At 35.5% G+C, this 25,572-nt stretch carries 16 protein-coding genes and 1 tRNA gene; 9 read left to right on the top strand and 8 right to left on the bottom strand.

Translation table 11 applies throughout. The features are described from left to right. Positions 1-120: 120 nt before the first annotated feature. The gene (locus EL260_RS21280; protein WP_123857507.1) at positions 121-531 is read right to left on the bottom strand and encodes a thiol-disulfide oxidoreductase DCC family protein; all 411 of its coding nucleotides are present in this window, start codon (positions 529-531) and stop codon (positions 121-123) included. 5 nt (positions 532-536) lie between these two features. Then, positions 537-1,004, bottom strand: a complete 468-nt coding sequence (locus EL260_RS21275; RefSeq protein WP_123857506.1) for a heme-binding domain-containing protein — start codon at positions 1,002-1,004, stop codon at positions 537-539. A gap of 503 nt (positions 1,005-1,507) precedes the next feature. Between EL260_RS21275 and katG the strand changes: the two genes are divergently transcribed. The 4 genes from katG to EL260_RS21255 all read left to right on the top strand — a co-directional run bounded on the left by katG (position 1,508) and on the right by EL260_RS21255 (position 11,434). Beyond that, positions 1,508-3,784 (top strand): catalase/peroxidase HPI, encoded by a 2,277-nt coding sequence (gene katG, locus EL260_RS21270; protein ID WP_123857505.1) that lies wholly within the window; start codon positions 1,508-1,510, stop codon positions 3,782-3,784. Positions 3,785-4,382: 598 nt separating this feature from the next. Then, positions 4,383-4,820, top strand: a complete 438-nt coding sequence (locus EL260_RS21265; RefSeq protein ID WP_123857504.1) for a T9SS type A sorting domain-containing protein — start codon at positions 4,383-4,385, stop codon at positions 4,818-4,820. Between the two features lie 6 nt (positions 4,821-4,826). Further along, positions 4,827-10,994 carry an RHS repeat-associated core domain-containing protein gene (locus EL260_RS21260; protein WP_123857503.1) on the top strand — a complete coding sequence of 2,056 codons (6,168 nt, stop codon included), beginning with the start codon at positions 4,827-4,829 and terminating at the stop codon, positions 10,992-10,994. A gap of 8 nt (positions 10,995-11,002) precedes the next feature. Further along, complete coding sequence (locus tag EL260_RS21255; protein WP_123857502.1) at positions 11,003-11,434, top strand: hypothetical protein; 432 nt, start codon at positions 11,003-11,005, stop codon at positions 11,432-11,434. A gap of 177 nt (positions 11,435-11,611) precedes the next feature. On the opposite strand, the gene EL260_RS21250 is transcribed toward EL260_RS21255, so the two are convergent. Further along, positions 11,612-11,682 (bottom strand) — tRNA-Gln (locus EL260_RS21250). Positions 11,683-11,939: 257 nt separating this feature from the next. Between EL260_RS21250 and der the strand changes: the two genes are divergently transcribed. Further along, on the top strand, positions 11,940-13,250 hold the full coding sequence (gene der, locus EL260_RS21245) for a ribosome biogenesis GTPase Der (protein WP_123857501.1): 1,311 nt from the start codon (positions 11,940-11,942) through the stop codon (positions 13,248-13,250). A gap of 113 nt (positions 13,251-13,363) precedes the next feature. On the opposite strand, the gene EL260_RS21240 is transcribed toward der, so the two are convergent. Next, a complete protein-coding gene (locus EL260_RS21240; protein WP_123857500.1) occupies positions 13,364-13,846 on the bottom strand; it encodes a GNAT family N-acetyltransferase in 483 nt (160 codons plus the stop codon). Positions 13,847-13,877: 31 nt separating this feature from the next. Continuing rightward, the gene (locus tag EL260_RS21235; RefSeq protein WP_123857499.1) at positions 13,878-17,798 is read right to left on the bottom strand and encodes a Pls/PosA family non-ribosomal peptide synthetase; all 3,921 of its coding nucleotides are present in this window, start codon (positions 17,796-17,798) and stop codon (positions 13,878-13,880) included. A 141-nt stretch (positions 17,799-17,939) separates the two neighbouring features. Between EL260_RS21235 and upp the strand changes: the two genes are divergently transcribed. Continuing rightward, positions 17,940-18,590: a uracil phosphoribosyltransferase gene (gene upp / locus EL260_RS21230; protein ID WP_123857498.1), complete on the top strand. Its 651-nt coding sequence runs from the start codon at positions 17,940-17,942 to the stop codon at positions 18,588-18,590. A gap of 2 nt (positions 18,591-18,592) precedes the next feature. On the opposite strand, the gene EL260_RS21225 is transcribed toward upp, so the two are convergent. The 3 genes from EL260_RS21225 to EL260_RS21215 form a co-directional block, all read right to left on the bottom strand. Next, entirely contained in the window at positions 18,593-19,279 is a 687-nt protein-coding gene (locus EL260_RS21225) for an alpha/beta fold hydrolase (RefSeq protein ID WP_123857497.1), read from the bottom strand. A gap of 136 nt (positions 19,280-19,415) precedes the next feature. Beyond that, positions 19,416-20,069: a ComF family protein gene (locus EL260_RS21220; protein WP_123857496.1), complete on the bottom strand. Its 654-nt coding sequence runs from the start codon at positions 20,067-20,069 to the stop codon at positions 19,416-19,418. Positions 20,070-20,136: 67 nt separating this feature from the next. Beyond that, on the bottom strand, positions 20,137-21,609 hold the full coding sequence (locus tag EL260_RS21215; protein ID WP_123857495.1) for a helix-turn-helix domain-containing protein: 1,473 nt from the start codon (positions 21,607-21,609) through the stop codon (positions 20,137-20,139). A gap of 127 nt (positions 21,610-21,736) precedes the next feature. On the opposite strand from EL260_RS21215, the gene aceB reads away from it, so the two are divergent. From aceB to EL260_RS21200, 3 genes are all read left to right on the top strand, one after another. Further along, positions 21,737-23,311, top strand: coding sequence for a malate synthase A (gene aceB / locus EL260_RS21210; RefSeq protein ID WP_123857494.1), 1,575 nt, complete (start codon positions 21,737-21,739; stop codon positions 23,309-23,311). A gap of 118 nt (positions 23,312-23,429) precedes the next feature. Continuing rightward, positions 23,430-24,710: an isocitrate lyase gene (gene aceA, locus EL260_RS21205; protein WP_123857493.1), complete on the top strand. Its 1,281-nt coding sequence runs from the start codon at positions 23,430-23,432 to the stop codon at positions 24,708-24,710. Between the two features lie 226 nt (positions 24,711-24,936). Beyond that, a complete protein-coding gene (locus EL260_RS21200) occupies positions 24,937-25,509 on the top strand; it encodes an OmpH family outer membrane protein (RefSeq protein WP_123857492.1) in 573 nt (190 codons plus the stop codon). Positions 25,510-25,572: the final 63 nt, after the last annotated feature.

Below are 25,572 nucleotides of genomic sequence, written 5' to 3'. Positions count from 1 at the left end.
TGTTGGATTCTGAACTCAAAATTGGATAAGTAATAATATAATCTCTCGCAGATTTTGCTGATTAAACAGATTCTTTATGAATAATATAAACATCTGTGTAGATGTGAAATCTGTGGGAAATTACACCTGAATAAACTTTTTCTTCTGATGCTGATCCGGAAGAAAACATTTTTGATTGGCCAGTTTCATTCTGTTTCTAGAAATAACATCATAAGCCTTGTCACTCAGAAAGGCTGGCATTATTTTGCCAATAGCTGAAAGTTTATAAATTCCGCCTAAAATATTGGCAATTTGGAGGACAGCTCTGGATTTTATGAAGTAATACTGTTTGGGTTTCCAAAGGTATAAAGTGTTGAAAAATTTTGATTCTAAACCTCTTTCTGATAAGAACTGCTGTCCGAATTCGGATTGAAGTGAAGCAAACATAAATTGGTCTTTGGTATCTCTTTCCAGAATCCATTGCACCCAGAAATTGCAGACGCCACAATCTCCGTCAAAAAATACAATATGTTTGTTTTCCCAGTTTTCCACAACTTTTATTTATTAAACATGATCCTTCTTTCTGTGTCTTCTTTGGCTTGTTTGAAATACTTCACAAGATCTGCACGCTGTTCATCGGTTAGTTTGGCATCCTGATGTCCAATATAATAAGATTCAAGTGGCATTTCTTTTTTCTCCACCATTTCCATACACTCTTCAAGCTTACGAAGCTGTCTTTGAGGTTCATATACTGCAAAGGTAGAAAAATTAAGATGCTTTCTGCCTTCATTAATATGATTTTTTACATACCATGAGACGGGTGAAATATCAGCATACCACGGATATTTAGTCTCATTGGAATGACAGTCATAACAGGATGTTCTGATGAGCTTAGCTACTTTTTCAGGAGTATTTTTTATTTTCAAAAAGTCCATGCCTGGTGTAGGGCGCGGATTGGTTTTATCAATAGGAAAAAACTGAATGATAACGAAAGCTACAAGGAGAATAATGAGTACTTTTTTCATTAGGATTTATGTTTGTGGATTATAAAGATAGTTAATTTTTTAATGGTGAGGCTGGAAGTTGGAAGATGGGATCGGGAGGTACTTGAAGACTAGGCTTAGATGTTCTTTAGTGAGAAGGTTTTAGGTTGATGCCAGAGCTGAACAAGTGAAGTTTTTGTTACTGGAAAAAAATAGAATCATCAAAATGAATTTATAAAGTTTGTTTTCTTACTACAGGAAACTTTCAATGTTTAGCTTCCCCCTTCCTGTTTTTTTCTCTTACGTTGAGTTATTCTAAATAGAGTAGAGGTAACCCAATGGATTTAAAAAATGACTAACTTAATACCACAATTGTGTCTATAGTTCAGATGCTGTCGGAGCTGTTTTGTTATAGTTTTTAACTATCATTGAAATAATTATTAATAGATTGTATTTATTGAATGAACGTTGTAAGTTTGTCATGTCCTTACAATAAAGGAGTTACTTAAGCTGTATTAATCAATATAAAAAATAAATAAACGACAATGGAAAAAGATTTGAATGACATCAGTAAATGCCCGTTTCATAACGGAACAATGAAGAAGAATGTAGCTGGTGAGGGTACTCAAAACAAAGATTGGTGGCCGGATCAGTTAAGAGTAGATCTTTTGCGCCAGCATTCATCACTGTCTAATCCTATGGATCAGGACTTTGATTATGCAGAAGCATTTAAAAGCCTTGACCTTGAAGCAGTGAAAAGAGATCTTCACGCGTTAATGACAGATTCACAAGATTGGTGGCCGGCAGATTTTGGCCATTACGGACCCTTATTTATCCGTATGGCCTGGCACAGTGCCGGAACATATCGTGTGGGCGATGGTAGAGGGGGAGCTGGAGCAGGACAACAGCGTTTTGCCCCATTGAACAGCTGGCCTGATAACGTAAGCCTTGATAAGGCAAGAAGACTATTATGGCCTATTAAACAGAAATACGGAAGAAATATATCATGGGCAGACCTTTTAATTCTTACAGGAAATATAGCCCTTGAATCGATGGGATTCAAAACTTTTGGATTTGCAGGCGGACGTGCAGATGTATGGGAACCGGATGCAGATGTGTATTGGGGATCTGAGAAAACATGGTTAGGCGGAGATTTGCGATATGCTCATGGTTCTGAAGGAGTAGTAGAAGGTCATTCGGCAGTTCTTCCTACCGATGATAACGCAGATGGAGATATTCATTCCAGAAATCTTGAAAATCCATTGGCAGCGGTACAAATGGGATTAATTTATGTAAATCCTGAAGGACCGGATGGAAATCCTGATCCGATTGCAGCGGCTAAAGACATCAGAGATACCTTTGGACGTATGGCGATGGATGATGAGGAGACTGTAGCTTTAATTGCAGGTGGACATACTTTTGGGAAAACCCACGGTGCCGGTCCGGCAGATCATGTTGGCAAAGAACCGGAAGCCGCCGGAATTGAACAACAGGGATTAGGATGGTCAAGTAGCTATAAGTCAGGAAGTGGAAGAGATGCTATTTCTAGTGGTTTAGAAGTAACATGGACAGAAACTCCGACTCAATGGAGCAATTATTTCTTTAAAAATTTATTTGAAAATGAATGGGAACTGACGAAAAGCCCTGCCGGAGCTCACCAATGGGTAGCAAAAGACGGTGCGGAAATCATTCCTGACGCATTTGATTCTAATAAAAAGCATAGACCCACTATGTTGACAACCGATCTTTCATTAAGATTAGATCCGGTGTACGAAAAAATTTCAAGACATTTTTATGAAAATCCAGATGCGTTTGCAGATGCATTTGCAAGAGCGTGGTTTAAATTAACCCACAGAGATATGGGACCTCGTGCCCGTTATTTGGGACCGGATGTTCCGCAGGAAGAACTAATCTGGCAGGATCCTATTCCGGAAGTAGATCATGAATTGGTTAATGATTCCGATGTTGAAGCACTTAAAGCAAAAGTTTTAAATTCTGGATTGACTATTTCTGAACTGGTTTCAACAGCTTGGGCTTCTGCTTCCACTTTCAGAGGAAGTGATAAGAGAGGAGGAGCTAATGGTTCAAGAGTAAGATTAGAGCCTCAAAGAAACTGGGCAGTCAATAATCCGGCTCAATTACAGAAAGTTTTAGGAGTATTGGAAGGGATTCAAAATGAATTTAATGCTCAAAATGGAGGTAAGAAAATATCTTTAGCAGATGTAATTGTTTTAGCAGGAAGTGCAGCTGTAGAAGCTGCTGCAAAAAATGCTGGTCATGAGGTGAAAGTCCCTTTTGCGCCAGGAAGAATGGATGCTTCTCAAGCGCAAACAGATATAGAATCTATGGGATATCTGGAACCTGCCGCTGATGGATTCCGTAATTATCTGAAAACGAAATTCACTGTTTCTACAGAATCCTTATTAATTGATAAAGCACAGTTATTAACTCTTACTGCTCCGGAATTAACTGTTTTGGTAGGAGGAATGCGTGCTTTGGATACTAATTTTGATGGTTCAAAAAATGGGGTATTCACCAGCCGTCCAGGGGTTCTTACCAATGATTTCTTTGTTAACCTTTTGGATATGGGAACCCAATGGAAAGCCATGTCTGACGATAAAGAAATATACATAGGAACAGACCGAAAAACAGGTCAGCCAAAATGGACAGCTACCCGTGCAGATCTTGTTTTCGGATCAAACTCTGAGCTAAGAGCGATTTCAGAAGTATATGGAAGTGCTGATGCACAAGGTAAATTTATCAATGATTTTGTATCTGCCTGGACTAAGGTGATGAATCTGGATAGATTTGATTTGGCTTAATTTTTTAATCATATAATAAAAAATAGGCTGTCTCATTTTTGAGGCAGCCTTCTTTGTTTACCAACTCTCCTTATTGGTGCGAGCGTCAGGCTAGTATCATAATAAATATACCAATTTTTAATAACAAGAAGTTGTTTTGTATTGGTCACGAGCCAGAGGCTCGCGCCGGCGGGGGGTATGATAGTATCAAAAAACTAAAAACTAAGCAAAACCTAACCAACAGCTAGTTTAAAGAATAAACATCTTGCAAAAAGTGGTAACAAAACTGAATTACTAATTACTAAACAACTAAAGTTACTATACCATGAGCAAGACATTCAATTTCTTATTTATTTTTTATAAAAAAGAATACATCCGACCAAACGAAACAGCTCCAATTTGTTTACGAATTAATCCCGCAATTCAATTTTTTCCCCAAGCTGAGTCGCTGCTTTCTGAGTGTTGAAACCTTTTATATGCTTTTACATATTCTATTTCATTTTATTGTTAAAGTGAGGAATCATTATGAAAATAGAGGTTGATGTTAAAGAATATTAATAAAATGTTGTTTGATTCATAATATTTGTTAATTTTGGGATTAACCATAATACTAATAATCATGAAAAAAACTAAATTTTTGATCAGTTTTACTGTTCTGGCATTTCAGTTTTCCTATTCTCAAACTTTAACATTCAAATATGATTCAGGAGGGAATCAGGTCGTCAGAAAATACTGTGATGGATGTACTCACGTAGCAAAGTCCTCGGCAATTAAAAACAGTTCTATTGCAGAAGTTCCTAAAAAGCCATCAGAAATTAAAATATATCCCAATCCTACGAGGGATAAAGTAACGCTTATTTGGTCTGAAGAGACAGATCTGTTAATTCAAAAGATAGAATATGTTGCGTATAATTTTACACAAATCAGACCTTTAGAATTTAAAAGGGGTGAGATGAAGGCGATGATTGATTTGTCAAAAGAGCCTATAGGAATGTATGTTGTCGTATTTCATCTGACAAACGGAGAAAAGTTAACTTATAAAATATTAAAAAACTAATACAATATGAAAAGAAGATTTGTTTTCTTAATATTTTTATTTCTTACTTCGCTTCTGAGATCACAAAGCGTTGGAAAAACAGATGGCAACTTTTCAGTTTCGTTGGCCGGAGGGGCAAGCTATTCTGTCCCTATTAAAAATTTACCGGGCATAAAGGACATGGTGCCAAGCATCTCATTGGATTATTCAAATCAGTCGGGCAACGGGGTTGCAGGCTGGGGCTGGAATATTCAAGGTATATCTTCTATTACAAGAGTATCCTCAACAAAATTTCATGACGGAGTTATTGATCCTATTGACTATGATGGCAATGATAGATTTGCTTTGGATGGTCAAAGACTTATTTTAAAGACAGGAACTTATGGGGGAGATAATGCTGAATATCAAACAGAAAATTATTCAAATTTGAAAATTGTTTCCAAAGGCGCTACTCCTGATGGACCTTCCTATTTTATTGTTTATTATCCAAATGGAAATGTTGCTATTTATGGAAATGATGCGAATTCCAAAAATTCATTCGAATGGAAGATCAGCCAGATTGATGATGTTAAGTATAACAGAATTGAATATGGTTATAGTAAGGAAGGAGCGAATACCATTTATTTATCAACTGTTAAATATGGAGGAAATCCGTCTGTAGGGCAATATACTCCAGTTAACGAAATCAATTTTTATTATCAGAATAGTTCCCGCAATGAGCAGAATTATGTATATGATTCAAAATTTGTCTACTTAACTAAAAAATTGGAAAGAATTGAGGTTAAGGGTAACGGTCAATTATATAGAAAATATGGATTGACTTATGATGTAACCTCTCTAAATTACGAAAGGTTAACACAGATTAAAGAATTTAATTCAGCAGGGGAATCTGTTGTTCCTATTATTTTTGAATATGATACAACAGTCAATGGGCTTACTAATAATTCCAGAACAGTGACAAATGTATCTCCTGCTTTTGACAATTCAAGCTGGAACTATGTTTCTGGCTATTTTGATAAAGATGGTGCCCTTGATTTTATGACCTATCCAGGGTCTAAAGATAAATTGTATCGATTTAATTCGAGTACTTTATTAAATTCTTCGTCAAACATTTCGGGTAGTTTAATAAATGTTGAAAAATTCACTGATATTTTCTCAACAAAACTTGTTTTGGCTAATAATAAATTCTACGGTCTTGATGCATTGTCAACTGTTAGCAGCAATGGATCTATGATGTTACCTGATGAGATTGTTAAGGTTAATAACTATATTTCTAATACAACATATAATTCTTTAGATTTAACATTCTCAAATTCTTATACTTTTCCGACTGCGGAAAATTATGGATGCTTCATGGATAATCCTACCTATTCGCGAATTCCGAAAAAATATATTTCAGGAGATTTTGATGGCGATGGGGTATCTGATATCTTAGCGATATCTTTTCCTTATTATACTTCTTATACAACGAGTAACTGTGGCAACGGACCGGTTATTGATCCCGGAGATGGAAGCAATCCGTGTTGTACACAGAATAATTATAATAATATTTCTAATTTTTATTTCCTTAAATCTGATGCTAATAATACAGGCACTCAAGATCCATTATTTATCGGATCAAATAATATAATTACTTCTTCATCTAGGTTGTATGTTGCTGATTTTAATGGGGATGGGAAATCTGATCTTTATGTAGTGAACAATTTGAAAATTTCTGTTTTCAGTTTTGAAAACAATAGTTTTACTTTGCTGCATGAAACCAGTAATTCTTTCTATACACTAAGTAAGCCTATTTACTTAACTGATTTTAATGGTGATGGTAAAACGGACTTAATTACTCCTGATGCTAACGGAAGCTCAAATTGGATCATTTTGGTTTCCAACGGAAAAACTTTCCAGCCTGGATATATTAATACAGGAATTACCTACTATGCTCCTCAGGTTATCAATACATGTTATCCAAATGGATCCGGAGGTCAGTTATGTGGTTATATGCAGCAGGCATTTTATTATATATTTTCAGATATTAATGGCGATGGTAAAGCAGATGCTATTGTACATGATGTGCTTACTCCTTATAATTATCCACAGGGAGGACAATGGAATTATCCTTACAATCAGTATGGAGATAATTTTACCGTGAGAGATAAAGGAAGTATCAGATATAATATGGGTAATGATGCAAACGGGTTTCCTGCATTCTCCGCTTATATTGATAACTGGCAAAATAACTTTACAAATGGAGGAGCTACCAATAAAGGAACTCCGATCTTTTTAAATAATCCGACTGCTACCAATCAGAACTTAGATTATGCTTTCTTTGGAGGAGATAAAATTAAATATGTGTCTTTCAAAAAAGATAACAGGGTAGATGTTGCTTTAAAGAGGATAAAAGAAAATGATATCCTAACGACAATAAACTACAGTCCCCTTCTGGATAATGGAAACGGAGTATATGCAGAAGATCAGGAAGAACTTTATCCTTATGCCAACATCAATAACTCCCTTTCTACCCAATTGGTAGCACAGGTTACGAAAAGTTTCAATGGGGAAAGCAAAATTCAGGATTATAAGTACAAAGGAGCGGTTGTAAATTTTGAAGGAATTGGCTTTTTAGGATTTAAAGGAGTTGCTACTTCATCTGTGTATGGAGGAACGGTAACTCAGAAATTGTGGACCGTGTCAAAACAAAGCCCTCAAAAACGTGGAGCTAATATTGAATCTTATCTTATTAATGGAAGTCCTAATTTTGATTCTCCAGCAAGTTTTGTAACAAAAACACGGAAGACATTTTCTTCAACATTGCTATCTAACAAAGTATTTGTCAATTTACCAACAGAGATACAGCAGATTGACAATCTGACAGGAGTTACAAAGTATACATATTTTGATGTCTATGATGTTTATAATAACGCTACAAAGACCAGAGATGTCGCTCCAGGTGGCGAAAAAACAACCCTTCTTGAATTTGATAATAACCCATTAGGAATCTCAAACCAGTATTTTATTGGAAGACAAACTAAAAAGACAGAAACTCAAACGTTAGGCTCTGAAACATTTTCAACCGAGCAATTGCTTTCTTATGCTAATAATCTGGTTTCTCAATTCAAGAAAAAAGGAAATGCTACAGATTTTATAACAGAAGATTATCAATATGATAATTATGGAAATTTAATTCAGAAAACAATGTCTGCACCTAATATGACTGCGAGAGTTGAAAAAATGCAGTATGATGCCTCTGGACGATTCATCGTAAAGTCTACCAATATTTTAGGTTTTGAAGATAAATTCAACTATAATTCTGCTTTCGGATTTTTACTATCGAAAACCAATCATCTTAATCAGACAGTATCTTATGAGCATGATGGTTGGCAAAAGAAAATAAAAGAAAGAGATATTTATAATAACGAAACCAACTTTACTTATGACTGGATCACATCCGGGGATTTTACTAATGGAATAAAAATTAAAGTTACTGAACCTACTGGTGCAACTAGTGAAACCTATAATGATGTATGGGGAAGAAAACGAGTGGAAAGAAAGTTGAGTTTAAATAATAAGTGGATTGACATACGGACAGACTATAACATTTTTGATAAACCATATAGAGTTAGTAATCCATATTTTTCTACCGTAACACCATCTCAATGGATGGTGAGTGAATTTGATGAATATAATAGAATCAAAAAAATGATTTTCCCAACAGGGAAGATAATAACCACTAGCTATAATGGCTTAAATGTTACAGTAGTTGAAGGAACAAAAACACAGACCACAACAAGTGACGCCTGGGGAAATAAGATCAAATCCAGTGATAATGGCGGAACGGTTAATTATTCATATTTTGCCAATGGAGCATTAAAAAATTCAGATTATGGCGGATATGTCATAAAATTTGAACAGGATGGATGGGGAAGAAAAACAAAAATGTATGATCCGGCTGTAGGGGGGTATTATACTTATGAATATGATATTTTAGGACAACTTTTAAAAGAAGAAAATCCTAAAGGAAAAACATTTTTCACTTATGATCAGTTTGGAAGGCTTGTTCATAAGAAAATTGAAGGGGATGCTACAGATATAGAAACAGATTATAATTACAATTCGTTAGGGCTTTTAGAGTCCGAGCTGGGAACTTCAAATGGTATTCCAAACACATTCAATTACCAATATGATAATTACTATAGGTTTGCAGAAAAAGAAGAAGACAACGGTTTTGCGACATTTAAGAAAAATTATTCATATGATAATTTTGGAAGAATAAGCGAAGAATTTACTCAGACCCTGGTTAATTCTGTATCCAGCGAATTTAAGCATAAGAATTTTTATGCATCTTGTGGAGTTTTATATAGAATTACAGATGATGGAGATAAATTAATATGGCAGCTTAACAAAACAAATGAAAAAGAAGACGCTTTAAATGCTCAGTTGGGTAATGGAACAGAAATAAATAATGAATATGATGGTAATTTTTATCTTCATTCTATAAAACACTATAATAGCACCAGTGCAAATATTATTGAGAATATTTATAATTTTTCTGCTATGACCGGTACTTTGCAAAACAGAAACAATACAGTAATTCAGGGAGGATGGTTAGAAAATTTCGAATATGATAATCAACAAAGACTTGTAGCTTGGACTAATCCCAACGGATCGCAATCACAGACCTATGATGCCTACGGAAGAATAGACAACAATAGCAATGTGGGCGACTACAAATACGATGGCGTTAACAGATATAAAAAAGAAACCATTAATCTGAATCCTGTTGGTGATTCATATTACAGTGTAAACACTCTGCAGGAGGTCGAATATAATTCGTACAGAATGCCGACTGTAATAAAACAGGAAGGATACGAAATGGCTCACTTTAATTATAATATTCATCAAAAGAGATCGGCTGCAGATCAAGATTTTTATACTGATTTTTCTGTATATGGAAAAGGAAAAATCTATTCTGATGATAGCTCTGTTGAGATCATTAATTATAATTATTTAGGAAAGCCAAATGTTAATGCATTGGGGACCCGGATTATCACTTATATTGCTTATGATCCTTACACTGCTCCAGCTGTTTATATCAAAGATTTTAATGTTAATATGGATGTATTGAGTGAAGGAATACATTATCTTCATAGAGATTACCAGTCGACCATTTTAGCAATTTCAGATCAAAAGGGTAATGTTGAAGAACGAAGACATTTTGATCCATGGGGAAATCTTGTGTATTTAGAAAAGAACGGAAAGATAATTAATTTAAACAAAGTAGCTCCTGATTTAATGATTGAGCGTGGTTATACAGGACATGAGCATTTCTTTCAGGTTGGGTTGATACATATGAATGGAAGAATGTACGATCCTAGACTGCACACTTTCCTTTCTGTAGATAACTATATTCAGGATCCTTTTAATACCCAGAATTATAATCGATATGGATATGTACTGAATAATCCGTTAGCATATACAGATCCAAGTGGAGAACTGTTTTCATTTATTACTGCTATTTTTGATACATTTAAAAATATTTTCACTCATGGTGTCAATTTTAGTGATTATGACTACAGTAGAACTTCAAAAGCCTGGAAAATTGATATGGGCCTATTTAAAGGTAATTTCGGACAGATCCTGAGCAGATTTACATGGGAGTCTGATCAGTCAATGTTGGGATACCTTTCCTCAGGATTCTATAATCTCTTCGGAGGAGTAAAAAGTGTTACTTACTATGATGGTGCAACAGCAGTAGAATCTTATAAACCAAATTGGGGTGGGTTTACACTTGGAAACTTTATAATTGGTGATAGAGGTTTACAGGCAGATCCCAACAATAGTTTATTCCAGCATGAGTATGGTCATTATTTACAAAGCCAGAAATTTGGTCTGTTCTATATGCAAAAGTTTGCGATACCAAGCTTTTTTGATACATTAAGCAAAAATAATCATACTTTACACTTTGCAGAGCAGGATGCGAATTCAAGGGCTTTTACCTATTTTAATAAGCATGTTGAGAATTATAACGGCTGGGATAGAAGAAATGTAATCGTAGGATATGATTGGACTAAATCGTATAACGATATTGCAAATCAAATGGCCCTGTCCAATAATCTTACTCATCTGAAGTGGTATGATGCTGTATTATTTGCAACTTCAGGGTATGCGATTTCAGGAATTTCTAATTATTTTATTAATAAATAATAAACTTTATGAAAAATGTTATTCTTCTGCTAAGTACAATGATGATGCTTGTTTCTTGTGTATACAGCAACACTGAAAATAGCCACCAGGTAATAACGTTTGTAAACAAAACTCATAAAACTTTGTATGTATTAAGTTCCTATGAATATCCTGATACAGACGTTTATAAGCAAAGTCCCGATCCTAAACTGGGAGGATATAATAAGGTTGAAGCAAATCAGGCCACCCAAAATGTATTATCATCCAAAACATCGTATGAAAATCTGTATCATTCTTTAATACCATCCGGTGTTATGATGGTCTACGTTTTTGATGGATCTACTTTAGAGACGAAGGGATGGGATTATGTTAAAGCAAATAATCTTGTTTTGAAACGATACGATCTTACATTACAGGATTTGAAAAATATGAATTGGGTAATAACCTATGATGGAAATTAGCATTTAATATTTTAGTAAAATAACAGTAACGAAGCACTTACAGAAATGTAGGTGCTTTTTTATTCATTTTTCAATTTAGAAACAACACTAATATAAAAATTAATATAACCAGATTGGGCTTTGTAATTTTTTTAAATCTATAAAAAACAAAAACCATCCTTAAAAAAGGATGGTTTGTAGACCCACAGGGATTCGAACCCCGACTGACGGTACCAAAAACCGGAGTGCTACCGTTACACTATAGGTCTGTTTCGATGCTGCGAAATTATAGAATTTATTTTAAATACGAAAATCAAAATTAAAAAATTATGAACATAATAGGGGAGTAGCAGGCTTATTCGTTGATAGCCAAAGAATTATTTTTTGTGGAAATTTTACAGAATCAGGAAGGTTTCTAATACTAAATAATAAAATCTTATCTTTGCAAAAAATTGGGCTCCAAAAGTTGGAGTAACCCATTAATAACTTATCCTTAGCGCAGCAAAAGGATTATTAAACATTTTTTATGTCAAATATTGTCGCAATCGTTGGACGTCCCAATGTAGGGAAATCCACGCTTTTTAACCGTTTATTAGAGAGAAGAGAGGCTATTGTAGATTCTACAGCCGGTGTAACCAGAGACCGTCACTACGGAAAATCTGACTGGAATGGAGTAGACTTTACGGTAATTGATACCGGAGGATATGATGTAGGCACCGATGATATCTTCGAAGAAGAGATCCGTAAACAGGTACAATTAGCAGTAGATGAAGCTACTTCTATTATCTTTATGATGAATGTGGAAGAAGGGCTTACAGATACTGATTACGAAATTTACAGACTACTTAGAAGATCCAACAAGCCAATTTATATCGTTATCAATAAAGTAGATTCATCGAAAGAAGAACTTCCTGCAACAGAATTCTACCAATTAGGAATTGATAAATACTATACGCTTTCTTCTGCTACAGGTTCAGGAACAGGAGATCTATTGGATGATATTGTAAAGGATTTCCCAACTACAGAATATAAAGATCCTTTTGAAGGGTTACCTAAAATCACGATCGCAGGTCGTCCAAATGTAGGAAAGTCTACAATGACCAACGCTTTATTGGATGTTGAAAGAAATATTGTAACCGATATTGCAGGAACTACAAGAGACAGTATCCAAACTTTATATAATAAATTTGGTCACGAGTTTGTATTGGTAGATACAGCCGGAATGAGAAGAAAGTCTAAAGTAAATGAAGACTTGGAATTCTATTCCGTAATGAGGTCAATCCGATCTATTGAATATTCTGATGTTGTTATCATCATGGTAGATGCTACTCAGGGATGGGAATCTCAGGATATGAATATCTTCGGATTAGCACAGAAAAACAGAAAAGGAATTGTTATTCTTGTGAACAAGTGGGATTTGATCGAAGACAAGCAAACCAATACAATGCGTGATTTCGAAAAATCAATCAAAGATAAAATTGGTCAGTTCCAGGATATTCCCATTCTATTCGTATCAGCTTTAACGAAGCAAAGAATCTTAAAAGCTGTAGAATTAGCAATGGAGGTTTATGAAGACCGTAAGAAGAAGATTAAAACTTCAAAATTGAATGAAGTGATGCTTCCTATTTTCGAAAATACACCACCACCTGCATTGAAAGGGAAGTATATTAAAATTAAATATTGCGTTCAGCTTCCTACACCATCACCGCAGTTTGTATTTTTCTGCAACCTGCCGCAGTATGTAAAGGAACCATACAAGAGATTTACTGAAAACCAGTTGAGAAAACAATTTGGTTTTACCGGAGTTCCGATTGAAGTATATTTCAGACAAAAATAAAAGAACAGTGTTCATAAAAAATCTGGTAGGTTTCCTACCAGATTTTTATTTTAAATAACACTTAATATGATTGTCCGCAATACTTTCTACAAAGCACAACTTTCAGCCTTTTATTATAGCCATTTTTCATAAACGATCCTTACCGGACGATACCCCTGCGAAGCCAGCCAACGCTGCATCGTATCATTGTTACAAAGTGTAAAGCGATATATTTTTCGGATGGTATGATCAGAATACATCTCTTCAAATGCTTTATTAAGAGCTGAATAAATACCTTGCTTTCTGTATTCCTTTTTTACATATCCTTCAGAAACATAGAGATCATCGCCTTCTCCCAGTTCAAAATTACTGTCATCTTTTTCATCAACATATCCAAACAGGAAACCTATGACCTTTCCATCAGTTTCTGCAATGAGAAAAGTACCCTCATTTTCTTCCTCGCATTCTGCCATAAACCGGAGATAATTGTCCCTGATCTGACTCCAGTCGGCAGTGTTATTATTCATCTCTTTTTCAGAAATATGAAGTTCTCCTACCAATTCATCTACGATAGGCAAATTTTCAGTAATTTTAATTTTTTTGATGGAATAGTTCATAATGATATTTTTTTACCAAATTCCGGCTTAATTATTTTCCTCTCAATGGGCTTCCATACCACGAAGTATTATCTGAAAGAACTTCTCCTTTCATGACTAATGAAAGAGCATCAATGTTTACATTATTTCCAATTTCAGTATCATATAGAATAATTGTTCTGGAGTTGATGGTTGTCTGACTTCCGATTTTTACCCCGCCCACTTTCATAATTCTGTCTTCAAAAAGATGGGTTTGAGGTCCGCAGTCTTCATTCAGCATAGATTCGTCACCAATGGATACCATATCAAACTCTGTAATATCAGTAGTGTTTAGCCACACTTTTTTACCGATTTTTACTCCCAGAAAACGCATGAAGAAAGGGAGCCACCATGTACCACGAAGAAAATCAAGGAAAAACTGTACAGGAAGTGCTTCATAGATTGTAGTAATTCCCTCACTCAGCCATACTTTCAGACTGTACATCGGCATTTCGGTTTTCTTGTATTTTCCCACGCATATCCATTTCAGTAATACTGTGAAGAAAAAAGAAGGTAAAGCAACGATTCCTAAATAATAAAAAGGAGCAAATAACAACAGATAAAAGATTTTCCCTTCTAAATAAGTACTGGTATAGGCAATAAATAATACACTGCATATGATAACTACCGTTTGTGGAAGAATAATTCTGATTCCTTCAACAATTGCTCTGGCCAGTTTAAGACTGAAAGAAGGATTGTAGGTAAGGTTATCCTGGAACCCATCAGATTTCTGTCTCGAAGGAAGACCAATTGGAGGAGATCCGAACCAGTCTCTTTCAGATGAGTTTTGAAGTTGTTCTTCGGAAGGAGCTTTACTCAATACGCCAATCAGCATATTGTCACCTAGTTCATACCCTTGTGGAATAAGTCCGCTGTTTCCTACGAAGCTGTTATTTCCAATTGTTGTTTTAGATAAAATTAATTTTTCATTTCTTACATCATGCTCTCCCAGAATAACCGCATCTGCAATAAAAGAACCTTCTCCAATTTCCAAAAGATGGTGAGAAACATCGCTGGCTGTTGATATTTCTGAATTTTTACCCACTTTTGCACCCATCATTCGGTAAAATTTGCTGATATAAATTGAAGCAAAAAGAGGATGAATGATAATAAGTGATAAATTAAAGATCTGATCCTTGATCCATTTTCTATAATAGGTAAAACTATATACAGGATAGATCCCGGGCTTCATATTGTATTGTAAAATCCTTGTAAGAATACTTACGACAGCCATAAATAATAAGATGTATACTGTGGAAAGTATGGGAGCCTGCCATAAATAATAAAAACTATAATCAGAAGAACGGTCATCCAGATAATACAAGGTGTAAAGCGTAGGAGCCAATGGTAAAACAATCAGAAGCGGAAAGAAAAATAAAGAACATGAATATAACAAAGCATACCGGTTTCTTTTAGCCGCTGAAGAAAGCTTAGGAACTTCAACTTCTTCTCCTGTTTTTACCCTTACTTTTTCAGCAGGACTCCCATTCCATACTTCACCAAATCCGATTTTTCCTCCTTCATTCAGACAGCTCAAGTCTTGAAGTTCTCCAAATTCTTCAATCACTGTATCTCCACATACAATGACAGAAGATCCAAGATAAGCATGAGCCTTAATATGTACTTTTCTTATTCTTAAAATACCATTTTCAACAGAAGCGTTATCGATACTGCAACCTGAACTGGTATTTACATTTTCATCAATAGTAACAAGGTCTTCAGCAGCAATAGGTAATAAACTTAGCTGAGCACTCGGATGTACTTTTACTCCCAATAATCTTAAATATTTTGGATATAATGGTGTTTCTACGATAAATTCAGAAGGCATTAATCTTTTGATGGTTTTCCATAACCACCACCTGAAATAATACCAACCCCAAAGCGGATAATCTCCTTCCTTAATTTTTCCGATCACCAGCCATTTGGTTAAAACAATAATAAGTGAATAGACAGGGGGAATTAAAGTATACAGTAAAAATGCGCTTAATAAAGCATAATGTAACCCATATCCATTAAGCTGAAAATAATAATAGCTTAAATAAGGAAAAAATATCTGGATACTCAACAGGGCAAATACAACCAGAAGACTTATGGTCTGGGCAATATTACAGGCGATATACTGCAAAGTTGAAACCCTGTGAAAAGGTTCCTGATGGGATAATTTTTGTGTTTGTTTATTTTTAAGGCATTCCGAATAGGCAGATAGTGGGCGGTTTTCATAAATTTCCTTTAATGAAGCAGTCGGAATTCCTGCTTTCTGACGTAAATGTGAGACTAAAGTAGCCGCAAGCAGAGAATGCCCTCCAAGATCGGTGAAAAAATCCTGATTCAGATTAATTTCTTTTCCAGGGAACACCCATTTCAGTGTTTGTAATAATCTTTCTTCGACAGGAGCATCGGTATCAACCTTAAGGGTATCACTTTTTTCATGAACGGTAAAGCTTTCCGGAATAGGAAGGCGCTTCCGGTCGATCTTACCACTCGGCATCCTTGGCATTTCCTTCATCCGAACAATGGAAATAGGAACCATATAAGGAGCCAGGAATTTGGCTAACTCTTTTCTCATTTCATTCTCATCAAATGAGTCATCATTACTCATAACGGCATATCCCACAAGTTGGCCCTGTCCGTTGGAATCTTCTTTTACTGCTACTGCTGCAGAAGAGACATGTTGAAGCTGATTTAGGCGGGTCTCTATCTCTCCAAGCTCAATTCTATAGCCACGGAGTTTAATTTGGTCATCTATTCTTCCCTGGAAATCAATAAATCCATCCTCTCTTATGATAACAGCATCTCCTGTTTTATAAATCTTGTCTCCGGGAAGCTCCGGAAAGGGGTTGAACAGAAATTTTTGTTCAGTAAGTTCCGGAAGGTTAAAATAACCATTGCTTACTCCTGGTCCGGAAATAATCATTTCACCACGCTCTCCTCTTGGAAGAATATTCATATTCTCATCAACAATAGCAATGTGATAATTGGGAAGCGGAGGGCCAATTGTAAGATCTTCCTGACTGTTCAGCTTTACCATATTAGATGAAACTGTGGTTTCCGTTGGGCCATAGCTGTTAATAAATATTCTGTAAGGTTTGGCCCACTTTTCCTGAACCTGCTTAGTACAGGCTTCTCCACCAGTATTAATAAATCTGATGGCTGGAACCTCATCTATAATAGCCAGAATACTTGGAACTGCATGAAGTACCGTGATATTATTTTCTGTTAAGACATAGCTGAGTTCATCAATAGCTTTTACAGTAGTAGCATCGGCAATCCAAATGGTGGCTCCGGCAAAAAGGCTGATCCATACCTCTTCACACCACATATCAAAAGAAACGGAGAACCCCTGATAGACAATATCTGTATCTCTTATCTCTATAAAATCCTGCTCGGAACGTATCAGATGGCATATGTTTCGGTGGGAAATGGGAATTCCTTTAGGATTTCCAGTACTTCCGGAAGTAAATAATACATACGCCCAGCTATCCGGATTAGAACGGATTGCAGGAGGTGGAACGATCTCTTGCGGTTGAGAAGCAATTGACAATGGCCGACAGTGGATGTGTGCATCCGTATCTGAAAAATAAGTTTTGACATTAATATCAGTAAAAACCTTCTTGATTCTGTCTTCAGGCATTTCCCTGTCTAGCGGGATGTAAGAAGCACCTGCTTTTAAAATTCCAAGTATAGCTACTGGAAGTTCTAGACTTCTTGGATACCAGACCCCTACACAGTCACCGGGTTGTACACCCTGGCTTTGCAATTGTAGAGCAATCGCATTACTCCAACTATCCAGTTCGGCGTAAGATATTTTTTTATCTTTAAATATAAAGGCCGTTTTGTCTTCATATTTTTCAAAAGTGGGAACCAGTAATTCAGGCAGAGTTTCGTCTTTTATAAACTCTGGACTGATTTTTCCTAAAATCAGACTTTTCATCATTAAAAATATAATATATATGTGTTGGGAAAATTATATAAATGTAGTTTATTTCTACTCATATCCAATCTGCAAATTCGTTTTTTAGTTGTAATTTTGCAGCAATTAATGTTTTACTAACTGTAATTAAAACCTAAAATCTTCATGCTTACTATTTTATCGCAAAATTTTTCCCTTGTTAATGAATGGATTAATGAACTTCGAAACGTTCAAGTTCAGGATGACCGAATGAGATTCCGAAGAAATATGGAAAGAATCGGAGAAATTGCGGCATTTGAAATCAGTAAAGGATTAGAAGTAAGAGATGTTGAAATCCAAACTCCTTTAGATACCATTAAAACCAGGGAAATTGCAGTACAACCAGTGATTACAACCATTTTAAGAGCGGGTGTCCCATTATTCGAAGGGATTCTTAATTATCTTGACAGAGCCGATTGTGGTTTTGTAGCAGCTTACAGAAAGCATGATGCGAACGATTATTTTTCTATTAAACAGGATTATTTGACTTGTCCAAACATTGAAGGAAGGCCTTTAATTGTAGCAGATCCTATGTTGGCGACTGGAGCTTCCCTGATTGAAGCCATCAAAGATCTATTGACTAACGGAACCCCAACTCAACTTCACATTGTAGCGGCTATTGCTTCAAGACAAGGTGTTGAAACAGTTCAAAATGCTTATCCTGAAGCTCACATTTGGGTAGGAGCCATTGATGAAGAACTGACATCCAAAGGCTATATTACACCAGGATTGGGCGATGCCGGAGATTTAAGCTACGGCGAAAAACTTCAAAGGTAATTTTAAGAAAGATTCCAGAAATCTTTTATTAAATTCAATAATAAATGGGGTCGTACTTTATCCATGGGATGCTTTGTCTCAGGAAGTACGGCCAATTTTGCATTGGGAAGTTCTTTATAAACGGTTATACTTTCATCAATAGTGACCATATTATCTTTATCTCCAACCATAATCTGAACAGGGATATTAATCGTGGCTAGATTGTTTTTCAGTGGTGGATTTTTACCCAAATCAATCATTAAATCAGCGATAGCCGGAAGTAACTGTTTCCACTTTGAACCATGTTGCTTCTCTAAAGTCTGAGCATAGTGAGGAATTTTTTCAAGAATAGCATCCGGATTAAGCATTTTACTTTCTTTTAAAGCTTGCTCCTCAGTCCAATCGAATTTTGTACCCAAAGTCATAATCGAATGTACATTTTCAGGATGTTTCATGGCATAGCAAAGTGCAGCATAACCACCCATGCTGTGTCCCAGGATATGCACATCCGTTAGATTGTTTTCTGTACAATATTCTGCTAACTCCTGGGTATATTTCTCTATATTAATTCCATCTGAAGGAAGTTCACTGTTTCCATGTCCTGAAAATAAAGGGGTATGAATTGTAAAATAGGATGAAAGGTCATCCAGATAAGGGGTGAATATTTCGGAGTGACCTAAGGCTCCATGCAATAAAACCAAATTCGGCATGATTATTTGTTTTTCGGAAAATTAAGCAAAAGATTCGGAACACGAAAACGAAGGAATTATTCTAGAAGTTTAGTCATAAACGGGTGGTAGATGTAAAACAGCAATCTGTAAACTTTATACCTTACATCACACTCTTCTATACATCCATTGCTATCACCAATACACTAACCGTATTATCACCAGCATTGAGTACTTCCCAGGCAATAGAAGAAATCGTAGTTCCTGTTGTAAAAACATCATCAATGAGCAGAATATTTTTTCCAGTTATAGGTTGGGTAGCTGAAAATGTATTGATCGTTTCCAATCTGCCTTTTTTATTCTTTAGAGCTTGGGCTTTGGAATAATAGTTTCTCTTGATTAATTCATGGTCAAATGGTATTTCAAAATATTTTGAAAGAGTTTCTGTATATAAATGAAGCTGATTGTAACCTCTTTCTCTCTGTTTTTTAGGGTGAAGAGGAACACTTACGAAAAGATCAGGTTTCCGATCTTTAAAATCCAATCGTTCACACGTCCATTCTGCTAAAATTTTTCCGGTGATTTCCCTGTTTCTGTATTTTAATTCATGAATGATTTTCCGACTTAAGTTTTCCTCCTCAAACTGTATAAGCGCATACGTATTCTCCACAGGAAAAAATAGTTGGCACTGTTCTTTAACTGGATTATTTTTGGTGTAGTCATAATGGGTAAAATGAATTTGACCAAAGCATAGGTCACAAACCAAAAGATCTGCTTCAATAATTCTGTTACAATGAAGGCATCGGTTAGGAAAGAGTAAGTCCAATATCATAAGTGTGTTTTTACTAAGATATAAAATAGTTTTGAGTCTCTACTCTAAAACTCTCAGACTCTTTTGTTTAAAATTCTTTCTTTATTTTCTCAATCGCATTCTTCATACTAAGATTAAAATGTTCTTTTTCCAATCGAACCGGTGAAGCTTGTCTTACTTCACAATCTGGGATACTGCAGGCTTCACAGGTGACTCCTACATTAATGGTCTTTAATGATGGAGATTTTATGAAGCTGATTTTTTTGATCGTTTGTGAGTTTAGTAAGATCCCAAGACAATAACTTCTGTTGCTGCCATCAGAAAAAGGATTTTTCTGAGAAGTAGAAATAACCAGATAGCTTATTCCCTGGTCTTTATAATGAGAGATCTGAGCATCCGTAAGAGTTTCATTTTCCTTTAAATGATGTAGGTTTTTTACAGCGATCCATCTTCTGCAATAATGTTCATTCATTGCATTGGCATGAGGAGCCTGTTGATGATTGAGATGAAGTTCTTTTAGAATTTGAATCTTTTCAGAGCCTTTCTTTTTAACCAGGCATAAATAAAACAGATCCTTAATTCCCATTTCCGCAGAAAGAATATTGGTGAGTCGGTAATAAAAAGTTTCAGGTGAATGGGTAAAACTGTTAATGAGGTTGGCAAAGTTCTCCGGTTCCCAGGAATTTTGTTGGAAAAATTCAGAGGCTTTTTCAATAACTGGTTCTTTAGAAATTAATAAGGCTCCTGCAAAGTAAGAAGCATAAAAATTATTAAGGATTTCTTCAAAACTCCCAAAATCAAGCCATGAATAAGTGGTAGGACGAACTTTCAATTCCAAAACATTAAACCCTATTTCCTTTGCCAGAATAAATGTTTTCTGATCCTTTTCAAGCTTTTTATTCAGAAGCAATAATTTTTTATCCGGAAAAAATAAGGATCGTAAATTATCCAGTGTTCCATATTTTTCAAAATCTTCCCATTGAATCGTATAACTAAATTTTTCAGTAAGAATAGTCTCCAGAATATCAGACTTTAAATCTTTATCAATTTGAAGATGATTTTCTTCCGTGAACAGGCTTACTTTATCTTCAATTTCTGGAAAATAATTATCATACAATTCCTGAAAAGATCTCAAAACAGCAAAATAAAACCTTTCCTTTCCAAGATTATAATTCTGGGAAATCTCTATCAGAGCATTAATAAAAGCGGTGACTTTTTTAGGAGCATCACTAATGATACTGATGAGATTATTTTTGTTGATTCCAAATAATTCCAAAGGAACTTCCTTGAAGAAATCAGATTGTAAAATTTCATTAAAAGGAGCAAGGCTTTTATCCAGTTTTGTAGAAACTAAATCATCAAAAGTACAGTTCAGTGCATCAGAAAGCTGGATGATCTTATCATGTTTTGGGTATTTCTTTCCGTTTTCAATCTCATTAAGATAAGATTTTGATAATCCGGTCTTTACTGCAAGATCCTGTAGAGACCAGTTTTTCTTTTGTCTCTGTTGTTTCAGTTTTAGTCCGAAGACTGTTTTGATAAAGTCGCTTTCTGAATTCATTACTCAAATATAAATAATTAGATGCGATTATTCGCATAATAATTTTTAAATAAATTTAGCGAACGTTCGCTATTTTATAAAAGTTTTTGTTTATGTTTGTAGTATCAAATCACAAAATCAACATGTTATGGAAACTAAGACTCAATTAAAAATTACGGCTCAAGAGCAGTTTGAAGAAATTTTCACTCCCGATTTGATAGATTTCTTAATCGCATTACACCAGAATTTCAATCATAAAAGAATAGCACTTCTGGAAGAACGAAAAAAAACGCAGAAAGAATTCGATCAGGGAATCCTTCCGAAATTTTTGAAGGAAACAGAAGAGATCAGAAATGGAAATTGGGTTTGCGCACCATTGCCGGATGATTTATTAGACCGAAGAGTAGAAATTACAGGTCCGGTTGACCGTAAAATGATTATTAATGCGCTGAATTCAGGAGCCTTTACCTTCATGGCAGATTTTGAAGATAGTAGCTCACCCACTTGGAAAAATGGAATGGAGGGACAAATTAATCTTTCCGATGCTATTAATAGAACCATTGATTTTACCAACGAAGCAGGAAAAGCTTATCAGCTGAATGAAAAGACAGCCGTTTTGTTAGTCCGTCCGAGAGGACTGCATCTTCCTGAAAAACATATTAAGATTAATAATGAAGAAACATCAGGATCCCTGATAGATTTTGGAATTTACTTCTTCAGAAATGCAAAAAAGCTTTTGGAAAAGGGAAGTGGTCCATACTTTTATCTTCCGAAATTGGAACATTATAAAGAAGCAAGGTGGTGGAATGAAGTATTTGTCTTTGCTCAGGAATATTTGGGAATTCCACAAGGAACTATCAAAGCAACGGTTTTAATTGAAACCATTACAGCCTCATTTCAGATTGATGAAATTTTATATGAATTAAAAGAACACAGTTCCGGTTTGAACTGCGGAAGATGGGACTACATTTTCTCATATATTAAAAAGTTTAGAAACCTTCCGGAATTTATTGTTCCGGACAGAGATCAGGTAACAATGACCTCGCCTTTTATGAGTGCGTATTCAAAAAGAGTGATTGAAGGCTGCCACAAAAGAAATGTTCATGCGATGGGTGGGATGGCAGCGCAAATTCCTGTAAAAAATGATGATGAAGCCAATAATATTGCGTTCGAAAAAGTAAGAAGCGATAAAGAAAGGGAAGTAAAGAATGGCCATGATGGAACCTGGGTAGCACATCCTGCATTAGTTTCAGTAGCTAAAGATATTTTTGATGAATATATGCCTTCCAAAAATCAGATCGATAAAAAATTTGAATACAACATACAGGAAAGTAATCTGCTGGAAATCCCGAAAGGTGAAATTACAGAGAAAGGAGTAAGAAAGAATGTCAATGTAGGAATTCTCTATCTCGAAAGCTGGTTGATGGGAACAGGAGCCGCCGCAATTTATAATCTGATGGAAGATGCCGCTACTGCTGAAATTTCAAGAACACAAATCTGGCAATGGCTGAAAAATGAAGCAGTATTAAGCGACGACAGAACATTAACCAGAAATATGGTTCTTCAATGGGAATCCGAAGAAATGGACAATATTGAAAAATATGTGGGCGAAGCCCGTTTTAAAAACGGAAAATTCAACCTTGCCAAAGAATTATTTAATGAGTTGATCTTCTCAGAAAATTTTGAAGAATTTTTAACCCTGAAAGCATATCCTTTTATTTAGTTTGAGAGTCGAAGACTTGAGTGTTTAAGAGTTTTAATCCTACATCTGTTGATAATCATTCTAAACCTCGTATCCCGAATCTCGAACCCTATAACTCAACAAACAAAATCCAAATATTATGAAAACAAGACAAGAACAAAACCAGGCTCTAGAGCAAGATTGGCTGACAAACCCACGCTGGAATGGTGTAAAAAGACCTTATGCCGCAGAAGAAGTTTTAAAACTTCGGGGCTCTTATACTATTGATTATACGATTGCAACAGAAATGTCTAAGAAATTCTGGGAGAAATTAAATACTCAGGATTATGTGGCAGGATTGGGAGCATTAACAGGTAATCAGGCTGTGCAGGAAGTGGATGCCGGTTTAGAAGCAATTTATCTTTCAGGATGGCAGGTAGCAGCAGATGCAAATCTCTCTGGGGAAATGTATCCCGATCAGTCTTTGTATCCAGCGAATTCAGTACCATCTGTAGTGAAAAAAATCAATAATGCTTTACTAAGAGCAGATCAGGTTCAGTCAGTAAGTGGAGCCGGAGATAAAGAATATCTTGTTCCCATTATCGCAGATGCTGAAGCCGGTTTTGGAGGAAACCTGAATGCATTTGAACTGATGAAGCAAATGATTGAAGCAGGAGCTGCCGGTGTGCACTTTGAAGATCAGCTTTCCTCTGCAAAGAAATGTGGACATTTAGGTGGAAAAGTACTGGTTCCTACTCAGGAAGCTATTAATAAATTGATTGCAGCACGCTTGGCTGCTGATGTATTGGGGGTTCCGAGTCTTATTATTGCAAGAACAGATGCAGATGCTGCAGACTTACTCACTTCAGATATTGATGATAGAGATAAAAAATTTGTAACAGGAGAAAGAACTTCCGAAGGATTTTATGTAGTAAGAAATGGAGTAGAACAGGGGATAGACCGAGGATTGTCTTATGCACCTTACGCTGACTTGATCTGGATGGAAACTTCAAATCCAGATTTGGAGCAGGCTAAAAGATTTGCTGATGGAATTCACGCAAAGTTTCCAGGAAAAATGCTTGCATATAACTGTTCGCCTTCATTCAATTGGGCGGCTAAACTAAGTGTTGAAGAAATGTCTACTTTCCGTGAAGAGTTAGCTAAAATGGGATATAAATTCCAGTTTATTACATTGGCAGGATTCCATGCTTTGAATACGGCGATGTTTGAATTGGCTTTAGCCTATAAAGAGAAGGGAATGGCTGGGTATTCAGAACTTCAGGAACGTGAATTTGCTTTACAACAGAAAGGATTCAGGGCTGTAAAACATCAGTCCTTTGTAGGAACAGGATATTTTGATGAGGTTCAGAACATTGTTACCAACGGGTCTTCAGCTACCGTAGCGATGAAAGATTCTACAGAGACGGCTCAGTTTCACTAAAGCTCAGTTTTTTGCATTATACATATTATCGAAGCTCTCCTCAATTTTTGGGGAGGGCTTTATGTTGAAAAAACTTTTATGATGAAAGCTTTTGTATGATTTTTACACTGTTTTTGAATAGTTTTTATACTTTAAGTAAGGCTAAAAAATGAAGATGATCTTAAATGAAAAATTATACTATATTTGGACACGGAAAAAAAGAATTTTCGAAAAAGTATATATTATAATGAAACTAATTAAATTATTTTTTATTGCAGCAGGATTAACTTTAACTGCTAATACTGTAAATGCTCAACAGAAGATCGGAAGTGTAAATACTGCAGATATTTTTGACAATATGACTGAAGTAAAAACAGCTGGTGAATCTATTGATAATTTGACTAAAACAAAACAGTCTGAAATTGACAAACTGATTAATGAATATCAGACAAAGCTGAAAGTAGCACAGGATAAAGAAAAAACATTCAACGATACTAATAAAGAAGCCTTAACTAAAGAACTGATTGCAGCACAGACGGAATTAGACAATTTGGGTAAAAAAATTGAAGAGGCAAGAGCACAGGCAGCTAAAGAAATTTCTGCTAAGCAGGGCGAACTGTTTACTCCAATACAACAAAAAATAAAAACAGCTATTTTTACAGTGTCAAAAGAAAGAAACTTAAGCTTTGTATTTGATATTGCCACGCAGGGAAGTAACCTTGTTTACACAGATGAGAGTGAAGATATTACTGCACAGGTAAAAGCAAAACTAGGAGCTACAACAACTTCTAAACCTGCAGCAGGAAAAGCTAAAAAATAATTTCAATGTATTGAATACTATAAAACGGAATCAGATTTATCTGGTTCCGTTTTTCTTTACCCT

Source organism: Chryseobacterium nakagawai (assembly GCF_900637665.1).
GTDB classification, from domain to species: Bacteria; Bacteroidota; Bacteroidia; order Flavobacteriales; family Weeksellaceae; genus Chryseobacterium; species Chryseobacterium nakagawai.
The sequence above is the reverse complement of the archived record's forward strand: the minus strand, read 5'-3'. Positions and strand labels throughout refer to the sequence as shown.